This is a genomic window from Lentzea sp. DG1S-22 (assembly GCF_036321065.1).
In the GTDB taxonomy this organism is placed as follows: Bacteria; Actinomycetota; Actinomycetes; order Mycobacteriales; family Pseudonocardiaceae; genus Lentzea; species Lentzea jiangxiensis.
Window position 1 is genome coordinate 6775969 of record NZ_CP143276.1, and the last position, 25544, is coordinate 6801512.

The window sequence follows — 25544 nt, forward strand, 5'->3', positions numbered from 1 at the left end:
AACGGTGCTGATCACCGAAGCCACGAGGGGTTGTCGAAGAAAGCGTCGTCGTCGGTGTCCTCGACGCGCGGGGACCGCGGCCTGCGCTCCGGAGCTGCCTGCTCAGCAGGGGCTTTCGGCGTCACGACGGGGTTCCACGTCGACCGGAAGGGCGAGTCGCCCGCGATCGATTCGACGTCGATCGCCATCCCGTCGCCGAGGGCCAGCGCCGTCTTGTTGAAGCTCGTCTGCACGGCCGCGTTCGTCGCGAGCCGGACGGTCTCGGTGACGACCTGGCCGACGGCCTGCGCGCCCTGCCGCAGCAGCACCGGGTGCAGGTGCAGTGCCCTGATCTCGCCCGCCGGCGACGCCGTGACCGTGCACAGCCCGTTCGGGTGCTCGACCGTGGCGGTCAGGACGGCGAGATCGCGCCGGAGCTGCTCGGTGGCCCGCATGCGCTCCTCGTTCACCGGTGCCACCCGAAGTCGTCCTCGTCCTGCCCGCGTTCGATCCCCATCGCCGCCAGCTCGCGCGGGTCGACGACCCGGTCCAGCGCCTGGTGCAGCCGGGTGTTCGCGGTGCGCCGCGCCCTGTCCGCGATGCGCATGATCTCGGCGGCGAGACCCTGCGGGCCCATCCGCAACGCCGCCGGGCTCACCACGACCTGCTGCGGCGGGCCTCCCGGCGTGGCGACCACCGTCACCGCGCCGTCCGGAGAGGACGCACGACCCGTGATGGGTCCTGTGTGCGTGACGCGCTCCGACACGGCTTGCTCGACCTCGCGCACCTTCCGCGCGGCGCGCTCGACGTCGTCGTCCACCTTGATCACCCCCTGCTGCCGACAGTGTGCCCGAACCGGGCTCAGCCCGTCGGCCGGTAGAAGCCGTAGAACGACATGCCGCTGTTCGTCGTGCGGATCGGCTGCACCTGCACCGGGTCACCGGCCTCGACCATCTGGCCGTTGCCGATCACCATCGCCACGTGCCCGTCCCACACCACGAGGTCGCCGGGCAGCAGCTGGTCCGGCGGCACCGAGGCGCCCATCGCCTGCGACGAGGCCGGGCGCGGGATGTCGAAGCCCGCACCGGCGTACGCCCACTGCGTGAGGCCGGAGCAGTCGGTGCCCTGGGGCGGGTTCGCGCCGCCCCACACGTACGGGGTGCCGAGGGCGGACAGCGCGTTGCGCACGGCCATGGCGGCGATCTCGTTCGGCGCCTCGGCGCTGCTGCCGTCGGGCAGGTTCACGCCGACGCCGTCACCGGGCTGCGGCGGGATCGCGACGGGCAGGCGCGGGCCGGAGCCACCGCCCCCGCCTCCTCCACCGCCGCCTCCTCCGCCACCGCCACCGCCCGAACCGCCACCGCCGCCACCACCGGAGCCGCCGCCGTTGCCCGAGTTCGAACCGGGACCGGACTCCTGCCGGGGTGTGTCGGTGACGCCGGCCGCGACCGTGGAGCCCTCGTCACCGCCGAGCGGTTCGCCGAGCCTCTCCAGCGCGCCGGCGTCCGGCTTCTGCAGGCCGCCCAGCTGCCCGACGAGCTGCGTGAGCTGGTCGCGCACCTTCTGCAGCTCGGCGGAGGTCCTGCCCTGGTAGCCCGAGGCCATCCCGGCCAGGTCCGCCACGGCCGCCAGCACGACGCCGGGCCCCGCCACGACCGAGAGGGCCAGCGCGGCCGCGAGCTTCGGCGTCGCCTTGGCCGTGAACTCGTCGATCAGGCCCTGGATGGCGGTGCGGCCGCCGGTCACCGCGGCGACGCCGGTCGAGGCGACGGTCTTCACGGTGGAGGCGTTCGAGGCCAGCAGGGTCGCGGCCGAGGCGAAGGTCGAGACGCGGGAGGTGAAGGCGTTCGCCTTGTCGCCCGACCACGTGTTCAGCACCGCCGTCGAGGCCGAGCCGTGCCGCGAGCCCAGGTCCGTCAGCGCGGTCTGGGCGCGGCCGAACGCGTCACCGGCCCGCGTGGCGCCGCCGGTGTCGCCGTCGAGCTTGGCCAGGTCCTCCTTCATGGGAGCGATGAACTGGCTCAGGAGTCCCTCGACGCTCATGCCCGCGCCGCCTTGCCGAGCGCGGCCTTGTTCGCGTCTTCTTGAGCGATGTAGGCCTCGCGGGCCTTCGCGACCGCCGTGCCGAGACCGGCGAGGCCCGTCGACGCCGCCTTGAGCGCGTCGAGCTGGACCTGGGCCGCCGCCTGGAACGCGGCGTTGAGGCCCACCTCGTTGCCGATCTTGCCGAAGCAGTCGCCCGGCAATGCGGTGGTGCCGCTCAACGTGCCGGTGCCGACCGCGCCGATCTCGCTCGCCAGACCGCTCACCGCCGAGGCGTATCCCGTCAGGGCGTCGAGGTCGACCTCGAGACCTTGTTCCGCCATCTGAAAGCTCTTCCCCCAGTCGTGACCTGTTCGCCCCGATCCTGCCCCGATGAGCGGTACCTCGCCCGTCGTTCCGCCAAGATCATGGGGCGGTGGGTGTGATCGAGCACTGGAACCGGATCCTGGCATGGCTGGCGGAGCACGCTCCCGCCACCCGCGCCGTGCTGCGTCCGAGGTATGACGCACTGCCGGATCTTCGGGTTCCGATCGACCTGCAGCTGTGGTGGAGCGTCTTCGGCGGCACCGAGGACGGCCTGTACGCCGAGATCCTGCCGCCCTTCTACACGCCGCTGTGCGCCGACCGCGCGTTCGTGCTGAGGGACACCCACGCGAGCAAGCCGGTGGACTCGACCGAGGCGGGCGCGCCGACCTCGGGCTTCCACCCGGGCTGGCTGCCCATCGCGTTCGACGGCACGGGTGACGTGCTCGCGGTCGACCTGAGGCCCGGCGCGCTGCGCGGTTGCGTGGTCGAGTGGGACCAGGAGCGCAACGAGATGCTCAAGCCGGAGTGGATGTCGATCGTGGAGATGTTCGACCAGGTGGCGACGGCCCTGGAGACCCGCAGCACGGTCGGGCACTGCTTCCCCGAGGTCAACACCGCGGGCGAGCTGGGCTGGCGCACGAGCTAGGAACCTCGCTCGCGTCAGCGCACGCCGGCGAGCTCGCGCCGCGGCACCGAGGCGGCCTTCACGCGGGCGTGGACCTTCACGGCGGCCAGCGCGCCGAGCCAGCCGAGCGCGGTGCCGGTGGTGTTGGTGATCAGGTCGTCGACGTCGAAGATCCGGTTCGCCCACAGCAGCTGCGAGCCCTCGATGAGCAGCGAGACGCCGCAGCCGATCAGCGCGGCCTGCCCGATGGTGCGCTTGCCCCAGAACGCCAGCATCGCGCCGAGCGGCACGAACAGCAGCAGGTTCAGCGTCATCTGGTCGAACGCGATCTGCCCGTCGCGGAAGGTGTCGGCGATCCACTGGAACGGGACCAGCTGCACGGACTGGCGCGGCGGAACGGTCTGCACGGGCAGGAACGTCGCCGAGAAGAGCATGCTCGCGTAAACGGTGATCGCGGTGCCGCGCAACGTCAGCCGGCGGAACAACAGCTGCGGGAGCAGGAAGACGACGGAGAGGAAAACGCCCCATTGGATGCTCACGAGCTGTGCATTCGTCATGAATCCAAGGTAGGAAAATGGCCCTCCGCGCACATCGCGCTGAGGGCCAATTCCCGCCTCGTACTTCCGGCCGAGCACTACTCCGCCGCGTAATCCCGTGGGCTGATGCCGCGTAGTACCGGGCCGCACGCCAGGGCCGCCACCAGCGCGACCAGCACTCCGACGGCCACCGGGGCGACCACCCACGGCGTGAGCGGCAAATCCTCACCGCCCACCATGCCACGCGCCAAAGCGAGCAATCCGAGGCCCACGGCGATTCCCGCGCCGCACGCCGCAATTGTGACGGCGAACACGGGCAGCACCACTTCGCGGCGCAATGCGTGAGCCAGCACGCGAACGGGGGTTCCGGCCGCGATCAACGCGCCGAAAGTGCGCCGCCGGTCGATCACCGATCCCGCCGCCGCGACCGCCGCGCCGATGCCGCCGAGCACTGCCGCGAGGGAGAGGCCGATGACCGTGGCCCGCCGCAGGTCTTCGCTGAGCGTGTCGCCCCACAGGCCGGTGACCTCGCCGTCGGTCAGCGGTGCTCCGGGCAGCGCGCGGATGAACGCGGTGTGCACGGCCTCGCGGTTCTCGGGCGTGGTCGGCACCCCGACCAGGGACACCCTGCCCCGCACGGCGGGCAGGAGTTCGGGGTCGATCACCGCCTGGACCCTGCCGGTTCCCGGGAACGGCCGCGTCACGTGCTCCGCGGGCAGTTCCGCGGTGATCTCGTCGTCCTGCGAGCCGGCGCGGAAGTGGTCGTACCTCAGCTCCTCCGGCGCGTAGACGGCCGGGCCGTCCTGGCAGCGCAGGTCCTCGAGCACCCTGGCGACCTCGGTGCACCGGCCGACGAGCACGGAGTAGCCGTGGTGCTCGCGGTCGCCGTTGCCGACGTTGCCGGCGAGCATCGTGACGATCGGCGCCGAGGTCGCGAGCCGCAGCGGCGTGACGTCGAGGCCCACCTGCTCGGCGACGATCGCGTCCGCCCGCCACGTGCCGTCGCGGCTCGGCACCGTGGTTTCGAGGCCCGGCAGCATGGTCAGCGCCATCGAGCCGGTGAACACCGCGATCACCACGCCGGCCGAGCCGCGGAACGCCGCCACCGGGTCGCCGGCGAGCCTGCGCCCCGCGAGCAGCGTCGACGGCCTGCTCCACCGCCCGACGAAGAACCTGCCGACCCACGCCGTGACCACCGGACCGGTCAGCACCAGCGCGAGCGCCACCGCCCCGAGCCCGGTGAGCACGACGGTGAACCGGTTGTCGCCGCCGGCCTGCTGCGCGTACGCGATGCCGAGGAAGAACACGCCGATCGCGCCCGCGATCGTCAGCACCCGCCACGACCGGACCTCGCGCTTCTCCTCTGCCGCAAGGGGTCGCTGCACGACGCGGCGCAGCCCCGTGATCGCCGCGCCGACGACCAGGACCGGGGCGAGCACGGCCGCCGCCGCGATCACGAACGGATCGGGCACGAAGTCGCCGGGGTACCAGGTGCCGCCCTCCCAGGGGATCTTGGCGGTCAGGTGGCTGAACGGCTGGGCGAGCAGCACCCCGAGCACGCTGCCGACGACGGCGCCGACCGCGGTCTCGATCGCGGTCATCACGACGACCTGCCGCGGGGACGCGCCGGCGAGCCTCAGCGCGGCGAGCCGCCGTTCGCGCTTCGCCGCCGTCAGCCTGGCCGCCGACGCGACCAGCACGAGGCACGGCACGACGAGCACCACCAGGCCCACGCGGGTGAGCAGGTGGAGCAGACCCCTGTAGTCGTCGGTGTACGTCGCATGGGCGTTCGCGAGCCCGGTCGTCGGCAGGCCGTCGGCCACTGCCTCGTGACCGACGATCGCGACGAGCTCGCCCTCGTACTTCAGCGCTTCCCGGCCGAGCTCGGCGATCACCGCGCCGGGGAACCGGTTGCCGAGGTTCTCCGCCGGGGCCGCGCGCACGAGGTCCGCGAGGGCGGGGGACAGCAGCACCTCGCCCGCCTCCGGGAACCGCGCGATGCCCTTCGCGACGGGCACCTCGCCGGGCCGGTCGCGGGCGACGTCGTACCGCTCGATCAGCCTGCCCCGGTACGAGTCCCTGGTCGCCGCGACGGAGATGGTGCTCCTGCCGTCCGCGCCGGCGGAGATGTCGCGCCACGCCGTGCGCTCGGCACGCGCCTGGAGGCCGTTCGGTGCCGCGAGCAGCCACAGGACCAGCGACACCGCGATCATCACGCCGAGGGCGACCAGGCCGGTCGCGATCTGGCTGCGGCGGTCGCGGCGCAGCACCGCGAGAGCGATCCTCACGCCGACACCGCCCTGGCGGAGTCGGTGTTCGCGATCCTGCCGTCCTGGATCTCGACGACGCGCAGCGCGCGGTCCGCGATGGCCTTGTCGTGGGTGACGATCACGACGGCCGCGCCCGTCTCCTCCGCGGCCCGCAGCAGGGCGGTCATCATCTCCTGGCCGGTGCGCGTGTCGAGCGCGCCGGTCGGCTCGTCGGCGAAGATCACGCGCGGCCGGTGCGCGAGGGCCCGGGCGATCGCGACCCGTTGCGCCTGACCGCCGGAGAGCTGGCCCGGCAGCCGCTTCTCGAGCCCCCGCAGGCCGAGCCGCGACAGCCACAGCCTCGCCGCGCCGAGCGACTCCTCGCGCGAGCCGCCCGCGAGCAGCATCGGCAGGGCCGCGTTCTCCTCGGCCGTGAGCTCGGCGACGAGCATGCCCGACTGGAACACGAACCCGAACGCGGTGCGCCTGAGCGCGCTGCGCCCCGTCTCGTTCAGCTCGCCGATCGCGCGCCCGTCGAGGAACACCTCGCCCCCGTCGGCGCGCAGGATGCCGGACAGCACGTGCAGGAGCGTCGTCTTGCCGGACCCGGACGGGCCGACGACCGCCAGCACGTCCCCTGCGGAGATGTCGACGTCCACCCCGGCGAGCGCGTGCACGTCGCCGTAGGTCTTGACCAGGCCACGAGCGGCCAGAACCGGATTCATGGTCCTCAAGGTGCTCCTCGCGCGCGGCGAAAACCTCAGCCTTGACGACACTCCGGATCAGCCGGATGACCGAGGCCGCAGAGGTGTGGGGGTCCTACCGTTGTCCGCCGTGGACAGTCACCGGGGCCAATGGCCGATCGCCGCCGTGCTCGCCTTGCTGATGCTCGGCCAGCTGCTGCTGATGAGCGGGGGTGGCAGCCGCCAGGCGCTGGTGTGGCTGATGACCGTGCCCGTGTGCATCGTGGCGGTCACGTCGTTCAAGTCGCGCGCCTTCACCATCCCGGTGGCGGTGGTGTCGATCTTCCTGTCGTCGTTCGTGATCCGGGTCTTCCAGGTCTACGTGCCGACGATCCTGAGCCCGCTGACCGTCGCCGAGACCGCCGCCTGCCTGGTCATCACGGCCGTCGTGGTCCGCGAGGAACCGCGCCGCGCGGCCACGTGGTCGGTCGGCGCCCTGATGGCCGTGAGCTTCTTCGCCGCGATCGTCCGCGACAACTGGCTCTCCGGCGGCAACTACAACGAGATGCTCGGCTCGCTCGTCCTCGGCTTCGCCGCCGTCGGCACGGGCCTCTACTTCCGCGCCCGCGACACCGAGAGCGGCCGCCTGATCGCCGCTGCCGTCGTCGACGCGCAGAAGGAGGAGCGCATCGCCCTGGCCCGCGAGCTGCACGACGTGGTCGCCCACCACGTGACCGGCATGCTCGTGCAGGCCCAGGCGGCCCTGGAGGTCTCCGACGACGACCCGCGAGCCGCGCACCGCCTGCTCCCCGGCATCGTCCGGTCGGGCACGGAAGCCCTGGGCGCCATGCGCCGCCTCGTCGGCACCCTGCGCCAGGGCGTGAACGAGGCCGCCACCACCGACCTCGCCGCCGACGTCATCTCGGCGGTCGAACGCACCCGCGAACTCGGCTTCGACACCCGCCTGCGCATCGACCTCCCCGACGAGGTCGCGCCGGAGCTCGGCCGCTCGGTGCTGCGCCTGGTCCAGGAGTCCCTCACCAACGTGCACAAACACGCGGTCTCGCCCACGCTGATCGACGTGGAGATCTCCCGGACGCCCGCGGGGGCGTTGCGCGTGGTCGTGGCCGACGACGGTCAGCCGCACGAGCTGAACCAGGGTGGCTACGGTCTCGTGGGGATGCGTGAGAGGGTCGACCTGCTGGGCGGCCTGTTCTCCGCGGGTCCGCGTGAGACCGGCTGGCAGGTGCTCGCCGAGCTACCCCTGGAAGGGAAGAAGTGATCTCGGTCCTCATCGCCGACGACCAGGAGATGGTCCGCGTCGGGTTTCGGATGATCCTGGAGAAGCAGCCGGACATCACCGTGGTGGCTGATGTCGCCGACGGGGTCGCGGCTGTCACCGCGGCTCGCGAGCACAAGCCGGACGTCGCGTTGCTCGACATCCGGATGCCCGGCCTGGACGGGCTCGAGGTGACGAAGAAGTTGTCGCCGACCACGAAGGTCGTGGTGGTGACCACCTTCGACCTGGACGAGTACGTGCACACGGCCCTGGAGAACGGTGCGTCCGGGTTCCTGACCAAGGATGCCGGGCCCGCGTTGCTGGTCGAGGCCGTTCGCGCTGCCGCTGCCGGGAACGCCCTGATCTCGCCCCAGGTCACGGTGCGGATGCTGGAGCACTTCGCCCGGCCGGCGTCCCGGCCTGACCTGGGGTTGCTGACCGCTCGGGAGCAGGACGTGGTCCGGGAGGTGGCGCGGGGGTTGTCCAACCAGGAGATCGCTTCCGAGCTCTACCTCTCCTTGTCCACCGTCAAGACGCATCTGGCGTCGGTGCAGGCCAAGTTGAACGTCCGGAACCGGGTTGGGATCGCTTCTTGGGCTTGGCGGGCCGGGTTGGTCAACTCCTGATCGCCTGTTTGGTGGTTTCGTCGTGTGCGGCCTGGTTGTGTCCCTTGGTGGATGGCGGGGTCGCCTGAGAGCCAAGGGCAAGAGCAAAAGCGGCTCGCCTTCGGCAGCGCGTGGGCGTGTGGTGGACTTCCTGGCATGCCCGAGTCCGAGTTTCCGCGCACCATCGGCAAGGTCGCCAACCGTGAGCTGGTCGCGCACGGCTATGCGACGTTCGACTCGCTGACGAAGGTGTCGGCCAAGGCGCTGTTGGAGATCCACGGCGTGGGGCCGAAGGCGGTCAGGATCCTCGGTGAGGAGTTGGCGGCGCAGGGGAAGGCCTACGCCGCCGACTGAGGGTGTCAGACGCCCATGGGGTGCCAGACCGTCTTCGTTTCGAGGTAGGCGCGCAGGCGGGACATGTCCGGCGTCGCGGTGAAGTCCTCGTTCGGCTTGTTGCGCAGCACGCGCTTCACGGTGCCCGCAGCCGCGCGTTCCAGGTCGGCGCGCAGGGAGTCCGGGGCGCCGGTGAGGTCCAGGGCGTTGACGTCCGCGTGCGAGGCCAGCCACGGGGCGATCTCCGCCGTGCGGCCGGTGATGATGTTGACCACGCCGCCGGGGACGTCGCTCGTGGCCAGCACCTCGGACAGGGTGATGGCGGGGAGCGGGCGGTCCTGGGAGGTGATGACCACGCAGGTGTTGCCGGAGGCGACCACCGGGGCGATCACCGAGACCAGGCCCAGCAGTGAGGACTGCTGGGGGGCCAGCACCGCCACCACGCCCGTGGGTTCGGGGGTGGAGAACGAGAAGTACGGGCCCGCGACCGGGTTCGAGGAGCCCAGGACGGCCGCGATCTTGTCGGTCCAGCCCGCGTACCAGACCCAGCGGTCGATTGCCGTGTCCACCAGGGACTGGGCTTTCTTCGCCGGGACGCCTTCCGAGGTGGCGACCTCGGAGATGAACTGCTCGCGGCGGCCTTCGAGGACCTCGGCCACGCGGTACAGGACCTGGCCCCGGTTGTAGGCGGTGGCGCCGGACCAGGCGTCGAAGGCCTTGCGGGCGGCTGCCACGGCGTCGCGGGCGTCCTTGCGGGAACCCTGTGCGGCGTTGGCGAGGAAGGTGCCCCTGGTGTCGGTCACCGGGTAGCTGCGGCCGGACTCCGAGCGCGGGAACTTGCCGCCGATGTAGAGCTTGTAGGTCTTCGCGACCGTGAGTCGATCAGACATCGAGGTAGGCCTCCAGACCGGTGCGGCCGCCCTCACGGCCGAAGCCCGACTCCTGGTAACCGCCGAACGGCGCGGTCGGGTCGAAGCGGTTGAACGTGTTGGACCACACGACGCCGGCGCGCATGCGCTGTGCCATCCAGAGGATGCGCGAGCCCTTCTCGGTCCAGATGCCCGCGGACAGGCCGTACGGCGTGTTGTTCGCCTTGGCGACCGCCTCTTCCGGCGTGCGGAAGGTCAGGACGGACAGGACCGGGCCGAAGATCTCCTCGCGGGCGATGCGCATCGCCTGCGAGACACCGGAGAAGACGGTCGGGGCGAAGAAGAAACCCTTGTCCGGCAACGGGCAGGAGGACGTCCAGCGCTGGGCGCCCTCGGCCTCGCCGGACTCCGTCAGCTCCTTGATCTTGGTGAGCTGCTCGCGGGAGTTGATCGCGCCGACGTCGGTGTTCTTGTCGAGCGGGTCGCCGACGCGCAACGTGCTGACGCGCGCGTGCAGCTTCTCGACCAGCTCGTCGGCGATCGACTCCTGCACGAGGAGGCGGGAGCCGGCGCAGCAGACGTGGCCCTGGTTGAAGAAGATGCCGTTGACGATGCCCTCGACGGCCTGGTCGAGAGGGGCGTCGTCGAAGACGATGTTCGCCGCCTTGCCGCCCAGTTCGAGCGTCAGCTTCTTCGACGTGCCCGCCAGCCGGCCCTGGATGACCTTGCCGACGTCGGTCGAGCCGGTGAAGGCGACCTTGTTCACGTCCTCGTGGCCGACGAGCGCGGCGCCGACGTCACCGGCGCCCGGGATGATGTTCACGACGCCCGGCGGCAGGTCGCACTGCTGGATGATGTCCGCCAGCACCAGCGCCGTCAGCGGCGTGGTCTCGGCGGGCTTGAGCACGACCGTGTTGCCGCACGCGAGCGCGGGGGCGATCTTCCACGCCGCCATCAGCAGCGGGAAGTTCCACGGGATGACCTGGCCCGCGACGCCCAGCGGCTTCGGGTCCGGGCCGTAGCCCGCGTAGCCGAGCTTGTCCGCCCAGCCCGCGTGGTAGAAGAAGTGCGAGGCGGCCGTCGGGACGTCGACGTCGCGCGACTCCTTGATCGGCTTGCCGTTGTCGAGCGACTCCAGCACCGCGAGCTCACGGCCGCGCTCCTGGATCTGCCGCGCGATGCGGTAGATGTACTTGGCGCGCTCGCTGCCCGGCATCTTCGACCACACGCGGTCGTAGGCCTTGCGCGCGGCCTTGACCGCGGTGTCCACATCGGACTGCGACGCGGTCGAGACCTCCGCGAGCACCTCCTCGGTGGCCGGGTTGACGGTCTTGAGCGGCTCGCCGGTGCCCTCGACGAACTTGCCGTCGACGAACATCTTGTACGAGGGCTTGAGGTTCGCGATGTCCCGCGACTCGGGCGCGGGGGCGTATTCCCACATGTCTTCAGTCCACCGTCACGTAGTCCGGGCCGCTGTAGTGGCCGTCCAACTGGGTCCGACGCTGCATGAGCAGGTCGTTGAGCAACGTCGACGCGCCGAACCGGAAGAGGTTCGGGTCGAGCCACTCCGGACCGGCCACCTCGTGCACGGCCACCAGGTACTTGATCGCGTCCTTGGTCGCGCGGATGCCGCCGGCGGGCTTCACCCCGCGCAGCTCACCGGTCTGCGCCTTCCAGTCGCGCACGGCCTGCAGCATCACGTGCGTGACCGGCAGCGTCGCGGCGGGCTGCACCTTGCCGGTCGAGGTCTTGATGAAGTCGCCGCCGGCCAGCAGCGCGAGCCACGACGCGCGGCGCACGTTGTCGTACGTCACGAGCTCGCCGGTCTCGAGGATGACCTTGAGGTGCGCGTCCCCGCACGCCTCCTTGACCTTGACGATCTCCTCGAACACCTGCCCGTACCGGCCGCTCAGGAACGCGCCGCGGTCGATCACCATGTCGACCTCGCTCGCGCCCTCCTGGACGGCGAACCGGGTGTCGGCCAGCTTGATGTCGAGCGTGCTGCGCCCGCTGGGGAACGCCGTCGCGACGCTGGCGACGTTGATCCCGGTGCCCTGCAGCTCCTTCGCCGCCGTGGCGACCATGTCCGGGTAGACGCAGACCGCCGCGACCCGCGGCACGTCCGGCCGCTCGGGGTCGGGCCGCTTCGCCTTGGCGGCGAGGCCGCGCACCTTGCCGGGCGTGTCCGCGCCCTCGAGCGTGGTCAGGTCCACCATGCTGATCGCCAGGTCGATGGCGTGCAGCTTCGAGGCCTTCTTGATGCTCCGCGTGCCGAGGCCCGCGGCTCGTTGCTCGACGCCGACCTGGTCGACGCCGGGGAGCCCGTGCAGGAAACGCCGCAGCGACGAGTCGTCGCGCACGGCGTCAGCCAGGGCCGACGGCAGTGTCGTTGGAGCAGCCATGCCCAGGAGTCTAAGCGGAATGGGACGCCCGTCCTAAGTGAGCGTGTTCGCGCAGCTCAGAGGCCCTGTGCGGAGGTGTGACGAGCCTTGCTCGCCGCACCTGCGCGGGCACCGTCAGGGAGGCGGTTCAGCGGCACCGAGGGCTCGTCCGGTGCGGTGATCACGGACTGGATCACGACGAGGTGCAGGAGCTGCCGGTGGACGATCGGCCGCAGCGCCGGCGACCCCGGGGACGGCGTGCGGACGCCGGACGTCGACCGGCTCCACAGTGCGGCGGAACACCTGTTTCAGCGCAGCAGGTCAGGCCGGTCGATGAGGACCACCTCCCCGTCGTCACCCCGTTCCTCGTAGAACTCCGCGACCTCGTTCAGGTCCTCGACCGGTTCCCGCAACCACGACCAGTCGCCCGGCAGCCGCACCAGCTCGTCCCGCAGGATCTTGACCACGTGGTCGAGGCGGTTGACGTCACGCCGGTGGTGGAAGCCGGTGCCGGCGTGGGAGATGATCACCGTCCACCGGTGCGTGGCGCGTTGCCCGTCCATCTTGAGCCAGACGCGCGCACCGGTCATCTCCGCCAGCTCGACCAGGTCGGCCAGCCGCATCAGTCCAGCAGCTCGCGCAGGACCTGGGACTTCTTCCGCTTGGGTCCCTTCACCTCCACGCCGCCCATCAGCGCGAGCCCCGTGATCCGCACGGTCGGCGCGCCCGGGATGTGCCGGCGGGCGGGCGCGCGGTCCTCGAAGGCGCCCATGAAGCCGAAACCGTCGACGTGGACGTTGATGTCGTCGGGCACCCGGATCTCGACGCCGCCCCAGAACGCGAAGCAGCTGATGGTGACCTCCTGCTCGGCGAACCGGGCGTGGGTCAGGTCGATCTCGATGCCGCCCATCACGGCGACCGCGTTGTGCATGCGCGGGACGACCCACTGGCCCTTGCGGTGGACGCCCGACCAGAACGCCACCGACACCGCGCTGCCCGGTTCGCCGCCGATGCGGTCGCTCACCGCGGGCTGGTACTGCGGGATCGCCGGGTTCCGCGGCAGGCCGCTGACGACCAGGTCGGCCGTGATCGGGACGAGCTCGCCGTAGGTCTTCGCGGCGTAGACGGCCGCCAGGCGCTCGTCCAGCTCGTGGATGTCGAGGCGGCCTTCGGCGGTCGCCTTGTGCAGCACCTGCGCGATCTGTTCCCGGTCCGCGTCCGAGGCGCGCAGGTGACTCTGATCAGCGGGTACCAGCTCGTCGCTCACCCGATCGAGTCTAGAGCGCTCACTTGCGGTTCGGTGCGTACTTGACCGTGATCGCGAGGGCGAGCAGCAGGGCGGCGGCGAGCGCCGAGGCCAGGGCCGGGCTGTAGCCCCACGTCAGCGGCAGCACCCCGATCACCACGGCGATCGACACCGACACCCCCATGATGACCAGCGGGGATTCACACCACTGCTGGGCGGGCTTTTGTTCGATTCTCACTGTCACACCTCCGCGTCTCCACTAGCTACGAGACACATCGGTGCCGCCGGGGCGGTTCTGCATTCCCGGAACGGGTTGTAAAGCCCCCTGATCAGGTGGTTTTCGGTCGCGTCACGGTGTCGGCCTGCGCAGCGGCAGCCCGGCCGCGCGGTAGACGGCGTCGATCACGGTCATGGTGCGCACCGCGTCGTCGGCGGTCGTCGGGAACGGTCTGCCGTGCAGCACCGCCGCGGTGAACGCGTCGAGCTGGTACGCGTAGGTCGAGCGCCGCCCGAACGTCTCCGTGGACTTCCTGTCCTTGAGCCGCAACGACAACCGGTGCGCCAGCTGCGGGCCGAGCGGGTTGAGGACGTGCAGCACGCCGTTCTCGCCGATCGCCTTCATCGACAGCTTGAGCACCGTCGACGACCACAGCGACGCGTGCACCGATCCGGTGTGGCCGGACGGGAAGCTCAGCGTCGCGCGCATCGCCCGGTCGACGGAAGGCCCGTGCGGCAGCGCCTTCGCGGACCGCACCTCGGGTTCCTCGCCGCCGAGCAGGCGGACCATGTGCACCGCGTAGCAGCCGGCGTCCATCATCGCGCCGCCCGCCAGCGAGTAGTCGTAGCGGATGTCGGAGAACTTCGGCAGCGGGAAGCAGACCGACGCCTCGACGTGCCGCAGCGGTCCGAGCACACCGGACCGCACGATCTCGTCCACGCGCACGGCCAGCGGGTGGTAGCGGTAGTGGAACGCCTCCATCACCACGAGACCGGAGGCCTGCGCGGCCTTCGCCACCTCCGCCGCTTCGGCGGCGTTCGCGGTGAAGGGCTTCTCGCACAGGACGTGCTTGCCGGCCTCCAGGGCTGCGAGCGTCCACCTGCCGTGCAGGCCGTTGGGCAGCGGGTTGTAGACGGCGTCGACGGCCGGGTCGGCCAGCAGGTCCTCGTACGAGTCGTGCACGCGCGCGATGCCGTGCCTGTCGGCGAACGTCCGGGCGCGCTCGGCCGACCGCGCGGCGACGGCCACGACCTCGGCGACCGTCGAGGAACGGGCCGGGCGGACGACGGCGATGGGCGCGATCGCGGCCGCGCCGAGCACTCCGATGCGCACGTGGTCTGTCACCCGGCCGACGCTACACCGGCTCGTTAACGGCGTTCACTCCACCAGATCGGTGCCTCTGAACGGGAAGAACGGCAGCTGGTCGATCGGCGACGGATCCGACCAGCCCCACGCCCGCACCTGCCGCCGCGAGCGCCTGCCGAAGAACGCGCGCCACAGCTCGTAGCCGTCGGCCTCCAGCGTGATCGGGCCGTTGCCGAGCACCCCCAGCTCCGTCTTCACCGCCACGCCGGACAGCCGGCGGGGGGTGATCCAGACGAGCGTGGGCTGCCAGGCCGAGTCGGGGAGGCGTTCGCGGCGAAGCGCCGCCCGCAGGTCGGCCTCGTGCGTGAGCGCGTCGAGCGCCAGCTGGTAGGGGATGCGCGACATCTCGGCGATCCGGTCGCCGGAGGCGTTCCACTGCTCCAGCAGGTCGTCGGCGGGCACGTCCGCGCGCTCGGCCACGTGCCGCGCGGTCCACTCGTCCGACGGCGCTCCGTCCATGCGGCCGCCGGCGAGATCGGACGCCGCGCCGGACAGGTGCGCGAGGAGCTGGTGCACGGTCCACTCAGGACAGGCGGGGACGGTGCGCGACAGCTCCTCGGCGCTCAGCCCCATGGTCAGGCCGACGATCCGCTGACGTGCCTCGCGGTAGATCTCTTCGAACACCCCTCGCTCCTCCCAGCGGTTACGGTGTCGGGCATGGACGTTCTCGTCGTCGATCATCCACTCGCCAAGGCGAGACTCACAACCATGCGCGACGCGCGCACGGACAACGCCGCGTTCCGCGCCGCGTTGCACGAACTGACCATGATGCTGGTCTACGAAGCGATGCGCGAGGCACCGCTGAAGGAAGACCGCACGCACACGCCGGTTGCTCGTACCACCGGCTACAGGCTGGCAAACCCGCCGCTGCTCGTGCCGGTGCTGCGGGCCGGTCTGGGCATGGCCGACCAGGCGCACAAGCTGATCCCGGACGCCCAGATGGGGTTCGTCGGTCTCGCGCGCGACGAGGAGACGCTCCAGCCGACGCCGTACATGGAGTCGTTGCCGGAGGACCTCGCGGGACGGCCGGTGTTCGTGCTCGACCCGATGCTCGCGACCGGCGGGTCGATGGCCTACACGATCCGGCTGCTGACCCAGCGCGGCGCGACCGACGTGACGGCCGTGTGCGTGCTCGCGGCTCCCGAGGGGATCAACCACCTCGAGGACTCGAAGCTGCCGTGCCGCCTCGTCACGGCGTCGGTGGACGAGAGGCTCAACGACTCCGGCTTCATCGTGCCCGGCCTGGGCGACGCCGGTGACCGTCTGTACGGGGCGGTTTAGGACATACCCCGATCGGACGTAGCAGTGGTCTAGACCTTCGGCCTATCGTGCTGAGGACCACATCGCCGCTGCCGCGATCTGACTGAGGAGTCACATGTCCAGACGGAGATGGGGTGTCGCCGCGCTCGCGGTCGGCGCCCTGTCAGCGTCGCTGGCCTCCGCGCCCGCGCACGCCGACGTCGCGACCACCGGGCACCACGGTTTCTCGAAGACCCGCACCGTCGGGTACTTCATCCAGTGGGGCGTGTACGACCGGAACTTCCGGGTCAAGAACCTCGTGGACAGCGGGGCCGCCGCGCGGCTCACGCACCTGAACTACGCCTTCGGCTTCCTCGACGAGTCGGGCAAGTGCGTGAGCTCCGACCCGTGGGCCGACTGGCAGATGCCCCACACCGCGGAGCAGTCGGTGAGCGGCAGGGCCGACGAAGCGGGCCAGGCGCTGATGGGCAACCTGAACCAGCTCAAGCAGCTCAAGGCCAAGTACCCCAAGCTGAAGGTCAACATCTCGCTGGGCGGCTGGACGGGCTCGCGCTGGTTCTCCAACGCCGCGCTGACGCCCGAGTCGCGTGCCGCGCACGTCAAGTCGTGCACCGACATGTGGATCAAGGGCAACCTGCCCGGTCTGCCCGAGGGCGCCGCGAAGGGCGTCTTCGACGGCGTCGACCTCGACTGGGAGTGGCCCGGCAGCAACGGCAACATGACGCCGCCGAACGTCGTGCGTCCTGAGGACAAGCAGAACTTCACCAAGCTGCTGGCCGAGTACCGCAGGCAGATGGGCTGGAACCGCGACCTGACGGCGTTCCTGCCGGCCGACCCGAGGCAGGTCGACGCGGGCTTCGAGGTCAGGAAGGTGTTCTCCTACCTCACCTTCGGCACCCTGCAGGGCTACGACTACCACGGCGCGTGGGACGCGGCGGCGAACCAGCAGTCCGCGCTGCGCGTGCCCGAGGGCGACCCGTCGGAGTTCGAGTTCAGCTCCGAGGTGACGGTCAACGCGTGGCTCTCGCGCGGTGCGCCGCGGTCGAAGGCAGTGCTCGGTGTGCCGTTCTACGGCCGCGGCTGGGACGGCGTCGCCCCCGGCACGCGCAACGGCCTGTTCGGCACCGGCGTTCCCGCGCCCGCCAAGTACGAGGCGGGGTACGAGGACTTCCACCGCATCAAGGCGAAGCTCTCGGAGCCGGGCAACACGTACAAGATCTACCGCGACGAGCGCGCCGGCTTCGCGTGGATCTACGACGGCAAGACTTGGTGGACCTACGACGACGCGACGGAGATGAAGCGCAAGGCGCGCTACATCAACGACCGCAGGCTCGGCGGCGCGATGGTCTGGTCGCTCGACGGCGACACGCCGCAGGGTGAGCTGATCAAGGCGCTCGACGGCGCTCTCAGGTAGGCCGCACCGAAGACGGACTGTCCTAACCGGACAGTTCAGCGGGTCCGGGGAGGTTTCGCGGCGGCCGCCTCCCCGGATTCCGTGGTTCTACAGGGTTTTCCCGGCTTCCGCCCGCCAGCCCCTGCCGTGCGCGCGCAATGCCAGCTCGTAGGTGGCGGCCGCGTCCACGCCGGGCGGCAGGTTGCCGTTGAGCTCCAGGCTCACCAGACCGTGCGCGATGCCCCACATCGACATCGCGATCTGCTCCGGGTCCTCCGCGAGGTAGACGCCCTGCTCCACCGCGCGCCGCACCGCGTTGATCACCGGCGCGAACGTCCTGCCCGCCGCGCGGCTCATCTCCTTCGTCGGCGCGACGACCTTCGAGTAGAGCACCGAGTAGAACTGCGGGTCCTCCAACGCGCTGCGCCGGTACGCCAGCCCGATCCGCAGCAGGTCCTCCGCCGGGTCGTCCGTGACCGGCACCGCGGCGAGGTTGCGGCCGAACCGCGTGAACGCCTCGTCGTAGAGCGCCTCGAGCAGTGCCGGCTTCCCGCCGAAGAGGGAATAGACCGCCGTCGTCGAGGTGTTGACGTCGGTGGCGATCTTGCGCAGGCTCACCGCGGCGGGACCCTCGGTGCTGAGCAGCTCGCCCGCCCGCTCGAGCAGACGCCGCCGCAGCGCGTCGTCGTGGGTCTTGGGCCTGGGCACCAGCCGATCCTATCTGCCCCTGGTCGGAGTGGTATCAAGTTGATACCGTGCTGGGAATGGCGATGACCTTGCGGTTGACCGACGAGGAGAACCAGCGGCTCGCTGAACTGGCGCACGCCGAGGGCCGCTCCAAGCAGGAGGTCGTGCGGCTCGCGATCGCGGAGCGCTACCGGCGCATGCAGCAGGAGGAGAAGCTCGGCGAGGTGCTGGGGCGGGTGCTGCCCAAGTACCGAGGTCTTTTGGATAGGCTCGGTTCTTCCTGAAACTGTCAGACCTCTGTGATCAACTGGATGCCGTGATCTCCTACCTCGACGCCGGGGACCTGTTGGTGCTGGCCACAGCCGTGACCGGCGGCGATCTCGTCGTCAGGGACATCGGCCTGCTGGACACGGCGGCGTACCGTCCCCGCGCGACCGTTCTCGGCGTGGAGGCGTACGACACGCTGTGGCTCAAGTCCTCCGCCCTGCTCGACTCCATCGTCAGGACCCGCCCTCTCGTCGAGGGCAACTGGCGGCTCGCCTGGGTCGCCGCCGTCACGATGTGCGACATCAACGGCTACTGGATCGACGCCGACGAGGACGACGCGCTGGACCTCGTCCGCTCCCTCGGCCGCGACAAGATCGACGTGCCGGAGATGGCGGGTCATCTCGAAGCGTGGGGCATCTCGAAGGATTCCGCTTGACCTAGAGTGCACTCCAGGTCATAGCGTCGAGTCCGTGAGTTACTCGATAGCCCAAGCCGCGCAGCGCAGCGGGTTGTCCATCGACACCTTGCGCTACTACGAACGAATCGGGCTCGTCGACCCGCCCGCCCGGGACTCGGGCGGCCGTCGCAGCTACTCGGAGGAAGACCTCGGCTGGCTGGCTTTCGTGACGCGGCTGCGCACGACCGGCATGCCGATTCGCATGATGCGCGAGTTCGCGCAGCTCAGGCACAAGGGCGACCTGACGGCAGGCCGCCGCAAGCAGATCCTCGTCGAGCACCGCAGCGACGTCCGCGCCCGCATCGCGGAGCTGCAGACGTGCCTGGAGGTGCTCGACTACAAGATCGACCACTACGCGGTGGTCGAGCGGGACTGGGAGGCGACGGCGTGAGCCGTTCATTGGGATCGCTGCAGGTCGGGCCGCAGGGCCTCGGCTGCATGGGGATGTCGGAGTTCTACGGCGCCGGCGACGAGGGGGAATCGATCGCCGTCATCCACCGGGCCCTGGAGCTCGGCGTGACGCTGATCGACACGGCCGACATGTACGGCCCGCACGTGAACGAGGAACTGGTGGGCCGCGCGCTCGCCGGCCGCTCGGGCTACGTGCTCGCCACGAAGTTCGGCATCGTCCGCGAGGGCGGCGGCCGGTCGATCCGCGGCGACCGCGCCTACGTGCGCTCGTCGGTCGAGGGCTCGCTCAAGCGCCTCGGCGTGGAGACGATCGACCTGTACTACCTGCACCGCGTGCCGTCCGACACCCCGATCGAGGAGACCGTCGGCGCGATGGCCGAACTGGTCACCGAGGGCAAGGTGCGGCACCTCGGCCTGTCCGAGGCGGGCGCCGACACGCTGCGCCGCGCCCACGCCGTGCACCCCATCACCGCCCTGCAGAGCGAGTGGTCGCTGTGGTCGCGCGACATCGAGGCCGAGATCGTCCCGACCGCGCGTGAGCTGGGCATCGGCATCGTGCCGTACTCGCCGCTCGGCCGTGGCGTGCTGACCGGCCGTTTCGCGTCGTCGGCCGACTTCGGCGAGGGCGACTTCCGCGCCGTGAACCCGCGGTTCTCCGGCGAGAACCTCGACGCGAACCTGAAGATGGTCGCCGAGCTGAAGGCGCTGGCCGCCGAGCGCGGTGTGACCGCCGGTCAGCTCGCGCTGGCGTGGGTGCAGCACCGGGGCTCCGACGTCGTGCCGATCCCGGGCACCAAGCGGATCAAGTACCTGGAGGAGAACGTCGCGGCGGCGTCCCTGGAGCTCTCGGACGCCGACCTCGCCGCCGTCGAGGCCGCGGTGCCCGCGTCCGCCGTCGCCGGCGACCGGTACCCGGACATGAGCTCGATCGGGCGTTAGAACACACGTTCGAAAGCATCCCCAGGGTTGTCCACAGGGTGGGGACAACAAGCTGTGGACAACCCCGGGATCATGTGGACAACTGGGCCGCCACGGTGGCGCCGAGCTCCCAGCACGCCTGGAGGTCGGCCTTCCCCGGTTCACCCGTGACGAGCACGTGCTGAGCCGCCTTCTCCCAGCCCAGCCCGGTCGTGGCGGTCTCCACGCTGCGCACCGCCCCTGTCGTGTCGTTGTTGCCGTGCACATAAAGCCCGAACGGCCTGCCGCGCGTGGAGTCGAGGCACGGGTAGTAGACGGTGTCGAAGAAGTGCTTCAGCGCGCCGCTCATGTACCCGAGGTTGGCGGGCGTCCCGAGCAGGTAGCCGTCGGCTTCCAGGGTGTCCACAGCGGTTGTGGACAACGCGGCCCGGCGCACCACCTCGACGCCCTCGACCTCGGGGGTGGTGGCGCCGGCGAGCACGGCCTCGAACATCGCCTGGAGAGCGGGCGACGGGGTGTGGTGGACGATCAAGAGGCGCGGCATGGCCCCACGCTGACGTGCTGATCGCGGACGCGCAAGCCGCACGACCGGCGTTCGCCGGACAGCGGGGCCCTCGGTGCAGCAGCATGGACGACCATGACCCGCGCCTCCTACGACACCGTCGCCGCCGACTACGCCCGGCTCCTCCCGGACGCGCACGACGGCCGCCCCCTCGACGCCGCCGTCATGCGCGCGTTCGCCGAGATGACCGAGGGCCTGGTGGCGGACCTGGGCTGCGGCACCGGCCGGATCACCCAGCACCTGCACGAGCTGGGCCTCACCTCGTTCGGCATCGACCTCTCCGACGGCATGGTCGACCAGGCGCGGCGGGCGTACCCGCACCTGGCCTTCTCCCAGGGCGACATGAACGAGCTCGATCTCCAGGACAACATCCTCGGCGGCGCCGTCGTCTGGTACTCCACGGTCCACATGCCGGCGAGCGAGGTGCCGTGGGAGGAGTTCTGCCGGGTCCTGAAGCCCGGCGGGCACCTGTTGCACGCCTTCAAGCTGGGCGACCGGAAGCAGCACCTGCCCCACGCCTACGGCCACGACGTGGACCTGGAGGTGTACTGGCACGGCATCGAGGAAACCGTGGCCAACGCAACCGCGGCCGGGTTCGGCGAAGTGGCACGGCTGCAACGCCGCAGGGGCGTGGACGAAGGAGGACCGCAGGCGTTCCTGTTGCTGGGCAAACGGAACCCTGCGGCCGGAAGCACGTCCTAGAAGGTGTACACAGGAGGGACCATGAAGACCACCGCCCTAATGCACACCAGTCCTCGCCAGCGCCGCATCACCTGGGGTTTCGGCCTTGCCGTCGGCATCGGCATGATCGGGATCGGGCCCCTCTTCGCGTCCGTGTGGCCGGGGTTCGACCACAGCCCGTGGGACGTCAACACGATGCTGCTCGGGCTCGGCGTGGGGCTCTGCACGATCGCGTACATCTTCGGCCGGATCGCCGTCGCGGCGGTCACCGAGGGACGCCGCAACGCGGTGTCCCCGCCGACCAGGAGGGCCTACTTCGTGGCCGGCGGGGGTTTCGCCCTGGCTGCGCTGTGCCTCGCGATCGCGATCGCTAGCTGACGAGCGCCGTCACCCGTTCCCGCAGCTCCGCGAGCCTGGCCCTGCCCGCCGCACGGGCGGACTCCAGTCCGTCCGTGACCGGCTCGACGACCTCGAGGTACGCCTTGAGCTTCGGTTCGGTGCCGGAGGGCCGCACGATCACGCGCACGCCGTCCGCGGTCCAGCGCAGCACGTCCGCGCCGGGCAGCAGGTCCTCCGACGCGAAGTCCGGCGGTGGTTCGGCGCGCAGCCGCGCCATCGTCGCGCCGATCAGGCTCAGATCGGTGTAGCGCAACGAGACCTGGTCGGTCAGGTGCAGGCCGTGGTCCACCGCGAGCTGGTCGAGCGCGTCCAGCAGCGTGCGGCCCGAGGCCTTGAGCCCGGCGGCCAGGTCCGCGGCGACGACCGCGGCCGAGATGCCGTCCTTGTCGGCCACGTGTTCGGGGTCGACGCAGTTGCCGAGCGCCTCCTCGTAGGCGAACACCAGGCCCTCGCCCGCGCGCGCCAGCCACTTGAAGCCCGTCAGCGTCTCGGCGTAGCGGGCACCGTGCGCGGCCGCGATCGACTTGAGCAGCGACGACGACACGATCGTCGTCGCCACCAGCGGGTCCGCCGACTCGGTGGTGGACAGCACGAGCGAGCCGAGCAGCACGCCCGTCTCGTCACCGCGCAGCATCCGCCACGTGTCGCCGTCCTTCACGCCGAGGGCGCACCGGTCCGCGTCCGGGTCGAGCGCGATCGCCAGGTCGGCGTCCACCGACGCCGCGAGGGACAGCAGCTCGTCCGCCGCGCCGGGCTCCTCCGGGTTCGGGAACACCACGGTCGGGAAGTCCGGGTCCGGCACCGCCTGCGACCGCACCACGTGCACGTCGGTGAAACCCGCGCGCCGCAACGCTTCCACGGCGAACGCGCCGCCGACGCCGTGCATCGGCGTCAGCGCGATCTTCAGCTCACGCGAGTTCCCGCGCGGCAGCGACGCCACCCGTTCGAGGTACGCGTCCACCTCCGCGTCGGAAACCGTGGTGTACGAGGAGTTCCGGGGGACGGACACCGCGGCCGGAACGGCCTCGATCGCCTTCTCGATCTCGCCGTCGGACGGCGGGACGATCTGCGAACCACCGGCCAGGTAGAGCTTGTAGCCGTTGTCCGCGGGCGGGTTGTGCGACGCGGTGATCTGGATTCCCGCCACGGCGCCGTGCGCGCGCACCAGGTACGCCAGCACCGGCGTCGGCAACGGTCCGGGCAGCACCCGCACGTCGAAGCCCGCCGCCGCCATCACCTCGGCCGCCGCGGTGGCGAACTCCTCGGACCCGTGCCGCGCGTCACGACCCACGAACACCAGGCCGGACGTGCTGAGCCACGACGCCAGGCCGGCCGTCGCGCGGACCACGGTGGCCACGTTCATGCCGTTCGTGCCCGCCCGCACCGGCCCGCGCAGCCCGGCGGTGCCGAACGTCAGCGGACCGGCCATGCGGTCCCGCAGGTCCTCCAGGGCGGCGGGGTCGCCGCCCATCGCCCGGGCCAACACGCCCTGCAACTCGGTTCGAGTCGCGTCCGACGGGTCGTCGGCGATCCACCGGAACGTCGCGTCACGCAGTGCCGGCGTCAGACTCATGCCCGGTCCACCAGCTCGCGCAGCAGGGTGCCCATGCGCTGGGCCGCGGCGGCGCCGGCGTCCAGCACCTCCTGGTGGTTCAGCGGCTCGCCGGTGATGCCCGCCGCGAGGTTCGTGACCAGCGACAGGCCGAACACCTCGACGCCCTCGGCCCGTGCGGCGATGGCCTCGTGCACGGTCGACATGCCGACCAGGTCGGCGCCCAGGGTGCGCAGCATCCGGATCTCGGCGGGCGTCTCGAAGTGCGGTCCCGGCAGGCCCGCGTACACGCCCTCCTCCAGCGACGGGTCGATCTCCTGCGCGAGCTTGCGCAGCCGCGGCGAGTACAGGTCCGTGAGGTCGACGAACCGCGCGCCGACCAGCGGCGACAGCGAGGTGAGGTTGAGGTGGTCGGAGATCAGCACCGGCTGCCCGACGGTCATGCCCTGCCGCAGGCCACCGGCGGCGTTGGTCAGCACGACCGTCTTCACGCCCGCGGCCGCGACGGCACGCACGCCGTGCACGACCTTCTGCACGCCCTTGCCCTCGTAGCCGTGGGTGCGGCCGAGGACGACGAGGACCTTCTTGCCGCCGACCTCGACGGAACGGATGGTGCCGCCGTGGCCGAGCGCGGTCGGCGCCTCGAAGCCCGTCAGCTCGCCCACCCCGATCTCGACGACGGGCTCACCGATCACGTCGGCGGCGGGCCGCCAGCCGGAGCCCAGCACGATGGCGATGTCGTGCTCGTCGTTGCCGGTGCGGCTCTGGATCTCTTCCGCGGCCTTGCCGGCCAGCTCTTCTGGAGTCACCGCCAGATGTTAAACCGGGGCGAACGTCGAGGCGATCGCGTCGAAGAGGCGCACCCTGGCCTCGTCCTCCTGCTCGGTGGGCACCACGACCTCGACCACCCACAGGTCGTCGCCGTGGGGGAGCACTCGGGAGAGGTGCGACCGCCGCAGCGCGTTGGGCTCGTCACCCTCGACCGTGCGGTAGATGAACTGGGTGCTCGCCTCGGCGCGCGGCCCCGCGAGGTCCGGCGTCGGCACCCTCTCGCCGCCGAAGAACCGCCCGGGCCACCGCGCCTGCACACCCGAGATGTACGCCTTGATGTCGCGCTTCGGGTAGTAGTCCGGGAACCGCTGCACGGTCACCTCGTACGCGCCGCTGCCCGAGACGAAGTGCACGACCGCCGACACCGGGAACCGCGCGTCGGCGGCCCGCTGCTCGGCGTACGTCGCCCAGCTCTGGTCGACGCTCACGGTGAACTCGCCGCCCTGGTCGCCGATGGCCGTCACGGCGGACGCGGTGCGCGGCTGCAGCGTCGCCGACGTGGGCAGCGTCGGCAGGGTCTGCACCGTCTGCCGGGTCGGCGGCAGCAGCGTCGCGCCGGCCGCGAGCCTCGTCAGCGCGAACCCGCCGCCCGACCCCGCCAGGAACAGCAGGACGGCGGCGAGCAGCACGAACGCGGAGGCGAGGCGTCCTCGCGGCGCGGGCGGGAGCGGCGCGGTGAGCGGGAACGGCAGCGGACCGGGGTCGTCGGCCAGCGGCGCGTCCGGCTCGATCCTCGGCTTGGGCCGCACGACCACCGGCAGCGGCACCGTCTCGCGGACCTCGAACGCGTCCGTGCCGGGCTCGGGCAGCAGCGGGTAGACCTGCTTGCGCACGTCGACGAGCGACAGCCGTTCGGCCGGGTCCTTGCGCATCAGCCCGCTGATCACCGGCGCGAGCCGCCCGGCGCCCGCGGGCACCGGCACGTCGCCGTTGATCACCGCGTTGATCGTCTGCATGACGTTCTTGCCGACGTACGGCGGCTCGCCGGCCATCGCGGCCCACACCGTGGCGCCGAGCGACCACCGGTCCGCGGCCTCCGACACGTCACCACCCTGCGCCACCTCGGGCGCGATGTAGGCGGGCGTGCCCAGCGTGATGCCGCGCGCGGTCATCGTGGCCTCGGCGACGTTGCGCGCGATGCCGAAGTCGGTGAGCTTCACCCGGCCGTCGTCGGCGATCAGCACGTTGCCGGGCTTGACGTCCCGGTGCGTGATGCCCGCCCGGTGCGCCGCCGCGAGCGCCGCCGCGACCGCGTCCAGCACCGCCGCACCTTGCTTCTCGGTGAGACAGCCCTGTTCCTGCAACACCTCGCCGAGGCTGCGTGACGGCACGAGCTCCATCACGACGTACGGGTCGCCCTCGTGCTGCACGACGTCGTAGAGCGTCACGACGTTCGGGTGGGAGAGCGCGGCGACGGCGCGGGCCTCGCGCATGGTCCGCTCGCGCAGCTCCTCGGCGGCCACGTCGGGCATGCCGGGCGGCCTCAGGATCCCCTTGACCGCGACCTGCCTGCGCAGCACCTCGTCGTGAGCGGCCCAGACGGTGCCCATCGAGCCCTGGCCCAGCAGGTGCAGCAGCCGGTACCTAGCCGCGATCAAGCGATCCTGGTCACCGTTCTCCACGGCGTCA

General features: G+C 71.1%; 32 protein-coding genes. 12 read left to right on the forward strand and 20 right to left on the reverse strand.

Features of this window, described 5'->3' with window-relative positions; all coding sequences use genetic code 11:
• Positions 1-11 precede the first annotated feature (11 nt).
• From V1227_RS32100 to V1227_RS32115, 4 genes are read right to left on the reverse strand one after another with little or no spacing between them, the layout of a single operon-like run.
• Positions 12-458: a YbaB/EbfC family nucleoid-associated protein gene (locus V1227_RS32100; RefSeq protein ID WP_329789001.1), complete on the reverse strand. Its 447-nt coding sequence runs from the start codon at positions 456-458 to the stop codon at positions 12-14.
• Complete coding sequence (locus tag V1227_RS32105) at positions 446-799, reverse strand: hypothetical protein (protein WP_236215877.1); 354 nt, start codon at positions 797-799, stop codon at positions 446-448. Before V1227_RS32105 ends, V1227_RS32100 begins: the two co-directional genes overlap by 13 nt.
• A gap of 41 nt (positions 800-840) precedes the next feature.
• The gene (locus V1227_RS32110) at positions 841-2022 is read right to left on the reverse strand and encodes a C40 family peptidase (RefSeq protein WP_329789002.1); all 1182 of its coding nucleotides are present in this window, start codon (positions 2020-2022) and stop codon (positions 841-843) included.
• Positions 2019-2345 carry a type VII secretion target gene (locus tag V1227_RS32115; RefSeq protein ID WP_329789003.1) on the reverse strand — a complete coding sequence of 109 codons (327 nt, stop codon included), beginning with the start codon at positions 2343-2345 and terminating at the stop codon, positions 2019-2021. Before V1227_RS32115 ends, V1227_RS32110 begins: the two co-directional genes overlap by 4 nt.
• A 92-nt stretch (positions 2346-2437) precedes the next feature.
• On the opposite strand from V1227_RS32115, the gene V1227_RS32120 reads away from it, so the two are divergent.
• Entirely contained in the window at positions 2438-2974 is a 537-nt protein-coding gene (locus V1227_RS32120) for an SMI1/KNR4 family protein (RefSeq protein ID WP_329789004.1), read from the forward strand.
• Positions 2975-2988: 14 nt separating this feature from the next.
• On the opposite strand, the gene V1227_RS32125 is transcribed toward V1227_RS32120, so the two are convergent.
• The 3 genes from V1227_RS32125 to V1227_RS32135 all read right to left on the reverse strand — a co-directional run bounded on the left by V1227_RS32125 (position 2989) and on the right by V1227_RS32135 (position 6463).
• A complete protein-coding gene (locus V1227_RS32125) occupies positions 2989-3510 on the reverse strand; it encodes a VanZ family protein (protein WP_329789005.1) in 522 nt (173 codons plus the stop codon).
• Between the two features lie 77 nt (positions 3511-3587).
• Entirely contained in the window at positions 3588-5777 is a 2190-nt protein-coding gene (locus V1227_RS32130) for an FtsX-like permease family protein (protein ID WP_329789006.1), read from the reverse strand.
• Positions 5774-6463: an ABC transporter ATP-binding protein gene (locus tag V1227_RS32135; RefSeq protein WP_329789007.1), complete on the reverse strand. Its 690-nt coding sequence runs from the start codon at positions 6461-6463 to the stop codon at positions 5774-5776. The genes V1227_RS32130 and V1227_RS32135 overlap by 4 nt, the downstream gene beginning before the upstream one ends.
• 109 nt (positions 6464-6572) lie before the next feature.
• On the opposite strand from V1227_RS32135, the gene V1227_RS32140 reads away from it, so the two are divergent.
• From V1227_RS32140 to V1227_RS32150, 3 genes are all read left to right on the forward strand, one after another.
• Positions 6573-7703, forward strand: coding sequence for a sensor histidine kinase (locus tag V1227_RS32140; protein WP_329789008.1), 1131 nt, complete (start codon positions 6573-6575; stop codon positions 7701-7703).
• Complete coding sequence (locus V1227_RS32145) at positions 7700-8326, forward strand: response regulator transcription factor (RefSeq protein ID WP_236215869.1); 627 nt, start codon at positions 7700-7702, stop codon at positions 8324-8326. The genes V1227_RS32140 and V1227_RS32145 overlap by 4 nt, the downstream gene beginning before the upstream one ends.
• A gap of 135 nt (positions 8327-8461) precedes the next feature.
• Entirely contained in the window at positions 8462-8659 is a 198-nt protein-coding gene (locus V1227_RS32150) for a hypothetical protein (RefSeq protein ID WP_329789009.1), read from the forward strand.
• 5 nt (positions 8660-8664) lie between these two features.
• Here V1227_RS32150 and V1227_RS32155 read toward each other — a convergent pair whose 3' ends face one another.
• The 8 genes from V1227_RS32155 to V1227_RS32190 all read right to left on the reverse strand — a co-directional run bounded on the left by V1227_RS32155 (position 8665) and on the right by V1227_RS32190 (position 15121).
• Complete coding sequence (locus tag V1227_RS32155) at positions 8665-9528, reverse strand: aldehyde dehydrogenase family protein (RefSeq protein WP_329789010.1); 864 nt, start codon at positions 9526-9528, stop codon at positions 8665-8667.
• On the reverse strand, positions 9521-10948 hold the full coding sequence (locus tag V1227_RS32160; RefSeq protein ID WP_329789011.1) for an aldehyde dehydrogenase family protein: 1428 nt from the start codon (positions 10946-10948) through the stop codon (positions 9521-9523). The genes V1227_RS32155 and V1227_RS32160 overlap by 8 nt, the downstream gene beginning before the upstream one ends.
• Positions 10949-10952: 4 nt before the next feature.
• Positions 10953-11909: a deoxyribose-phosphate aldolase gene (deoC, locus tag V1227_RS32165; protein ID WP_236215865.1), complete on the reverse strand. Its 957-nt coding sequence runs from the start codon at positions 11907-11909 to the stop codon at positions 10953-10955.
• A gap of 287 nt (positions 11910-12196) precedes the next feature.
• Positions 12197-12511, reverse strand: a complete 315-nt coding sequence (locus tag V1227_RS32170) for a hypothetical protein (RefSeq protein ID WP_329789012.1) — start codon at positions 12509-12511, stop codon at positions 12197-12199.
• Positions 12511-13155, reverse strand: coding sequence for a DUF1707 SHOCT-like domain-containing protein (locus tag V1227_RS32175; RefSeq protein WP_329789013.1), 645 nt, complete (start codon positions 13153-13155; stop codon positions 12511-12513). Before V1227_RS32175 ends, V1227_RS32170 begins: the two co-directional genes overlap by 1 nt.
• 19 nt (positions 13156-13174) lie before the next feature.
• On the reverse strand, positions 13175-13372 hold the full coding sequence (locus V1227_RS32180; RefSeq protein WP_090094856.1) for a hypothetical protein: 198 nt from the start codon (positions 13370-13372) through the stop codon (positions 13175-13177).
• Positions 13373-13483: 111 nt separating this feature from the next.
• Positions 13484-14476 carry a Gfo/Idh/MocA family protein gene (locus tag V1227_RS32185; protein WP_329789014.1) on the reverse strand — a complete coding sequence of 331 codons (993 nt, stop codon included), beginning with the start codon at positions 14474-14476 and terminating at the stop codon, positions 13484-13486.
• A gap of 33 nt (positions 14477-14509) precedes the next feature.
• Positions 14510-15121: a maleylpyruvate isomerase N-terminal domain-containing protein gene (locus V1227_RS32190; protein ID WP_329789015.1), complete on the reverse strand. Its 612-nt coding sequence runs from the start codon at positions 15119-15121 to the stop codon at positions 14510-14512.
• A 33-nt stretch (positions 15122-15154) separates the two neighbouring features.
• Here V1227_RS32190 and upp point away from each other — a divergent pair, with 33 nt between their 5' ends.
• Both upp and V1227_RS32200 read left to right on the forward strand, forming a co-directional pair.
• The gene (gene upp, locus V1227_RS32195; RefSeq protein WP_329789016.1) at positions 15155-15778 is read left to right on the forward strand and encodes a uracil phosphoribosyltransferase; all 624 of its coding nucleotides are present in this window, start codon (positions 15155-15157) and stop codon (positions 15776-15778) included.
• Positions 15779-15872: 94 nt separating this feature from the next.
• Positions 15873-17171 carry a glycoside hydrolase family 18 protein gene (locus V1227_RS32200; protein ID WP_329789017.1) on the forward strand — a complete coding sequence of 433 codons (1299 nt, stop codon included), beginning with the start codon at positions 15873-15875 and terminating at the stop codon, positions 17169-17171.
• A gap of 87 nt (positions 17172-17258) precedes the next feature.
• On the opposite strand, the gene V1227_RS32205 is transcribed toward V1227_RS32200, so the two are convergent.
• Positions 17259-17858 (reverse strand): TetR/AcrR family transcriptional regulator, encoded by a 600-nt coding sequence (locus tag V1227_RS32205; protein ID WP_090094861.1) that lies wholly within the window; start codon positions 17856-17858, stop codon positions 17259-17261.
• Positions 17859-17914: 56 nt separating this feature from the next.
• Between V1227_RS32205 and V1227_RS32210 the strand changes: the two genes are divergently transcribed.
• From V1227_RS32210 to V1227_RS32225, 4 genes are read left to right on the forward strand one after another with little or no spacing between them, the layout of a single operon-like run.
• Positions 17915-18121 (forward strand): type II toxin-antitoxin system VapB family antitoxin, encoded by a 207-nt coding sequence (locus tag V1227_RS32210; RefSeq protein ID WP_090094862.1) that lies wholly within the window; start codon positions 17915-17917, stop codon positions 18119-18121.
• A gap of 32 nt (positions 18122-18153) precedes the next feature.
• On the forward strand, positions 18154-18540 hold the full coding sequence (locus V1227_RS32215) for a type II toxin-antitoxin system death-on-curing family toxin (protein WP_090094863.1): 387 nt from the start codon (positions 18154-18156) through the stop codon (positions 18538-18540).
• A gap of 34 nt (positions 18541-18574) precedes the next feature.
• The gene (locus tag V1227_RS32220) at positions 18575-18952 is read left to right on the forward strand and encodes a MerR family transcriptional regulator (protein ID WP_329789018.1); all 378 of its coding nucleotides are present in this window, start codon (positions 18575-18577) and stop codon (positions 18950-18952) included.
• A gap of 47 nt (positions 18953-18999) precedes the next feature.
• The gene (locus V1227_RS32225) at positions 19000-19911 is read left to right on the forward strand and encodes an aldo/keto reductase (RefSeq protein WP_329794161.1); all 912 of its coding nucleotides are present in this window, start codon (positions 19000-19002) and stop codon (positions 19909-19911) included.
• Positions 19912-19981: 70 nt separating this feature from the next.
• Here V1227_RS32225 and V1227_RS32230 read toward each other — a convergent pair whose 3' ends face one another.
• Positions 19982-20434, reverse strand: a complete 453-nt coding sequence (locus V1227_RS32230; RefSeq protein WP_090094865.1) for a flavodoxin family protein — start codon at positions 20432-20434, stop codon at positions 19982-19984.
• A gap of 93 nt (positions 20435-20527) precedes the next feature.
• Here V1227_RS32230 and V1227_RS32235 point away from each other — a divergent pair, with 93 nt between their 5' ends.
• The gene (locus V1227_RS32235) at positions 20528-21154 is read left to right on the forward strand and encodes a class I SAM-dependent methyltransferase (protein ID WP_329789019.1); all 627 of its coding nucleotides are present in this window, start codon (positions 20528-20530) and stop codon (positions 21152-21154) included.
• A 21-nt stretch (positions 21155-21175) separates the two neighbouring features.
• Positions 21176-21511, forward strand: coding sequence for a hypothetical protein (locus V1227_RS32240; RefSeq protein WP_329789020.1), 336 nt, complete (start codon positions 21176-21178; stop codon positions 21509-21511).
• Here the strand turns inward: V1227_RS32240 and V1227_RS32245 are convergent.
• The 3 genes from V1227_RS32245 to V1227_RS32255 are packed head-to-tail and all read right to left on the reverse strand — an operon-like array spanning position 21504 to position 25513.
• Positions 21504-23105 (reverse strand): phospho-sugar mutase, encoded by a 1602-nt coding sequence (locus tag V1227_RS32245; RefSeq protein ID WP_329789021.1) that lies wholly within the window; start codon positions 23103-23105, stop codon positions 21504-21506. The genes V1227_RS32240 and V1227_RS32245 overlap by 8 nt on opposite strands.
• On the reverse strand, positions 23102-23893 hold the full coding sequence (locus tag V1227_RS32250) for a purine-nucleoside phosphorylase (protein WP_374235448.1): 792 nt from the start codon (positions 23891-23893) through the stop codon (positions 23102-23104). Before V1227_RS32250 ends, V1227_RS32245 begins: the two co-directional genes overlap by 4 nt.
• A gap of 9 nt (positions 23894-23902) precedes the next feature.
• Positions 23903-25513 (reverse strand): serine/threonine-protein kinase, encoded by a 1611-nt coding sequence (locus V1227_RS32255; protein ID WP_329789022.1) that lies wholly within the window; start codon positions 25511-25513, stop codon positions 23903-23905.
• Positions 25514-25544 lie beyond the last annotated feature (31 nt).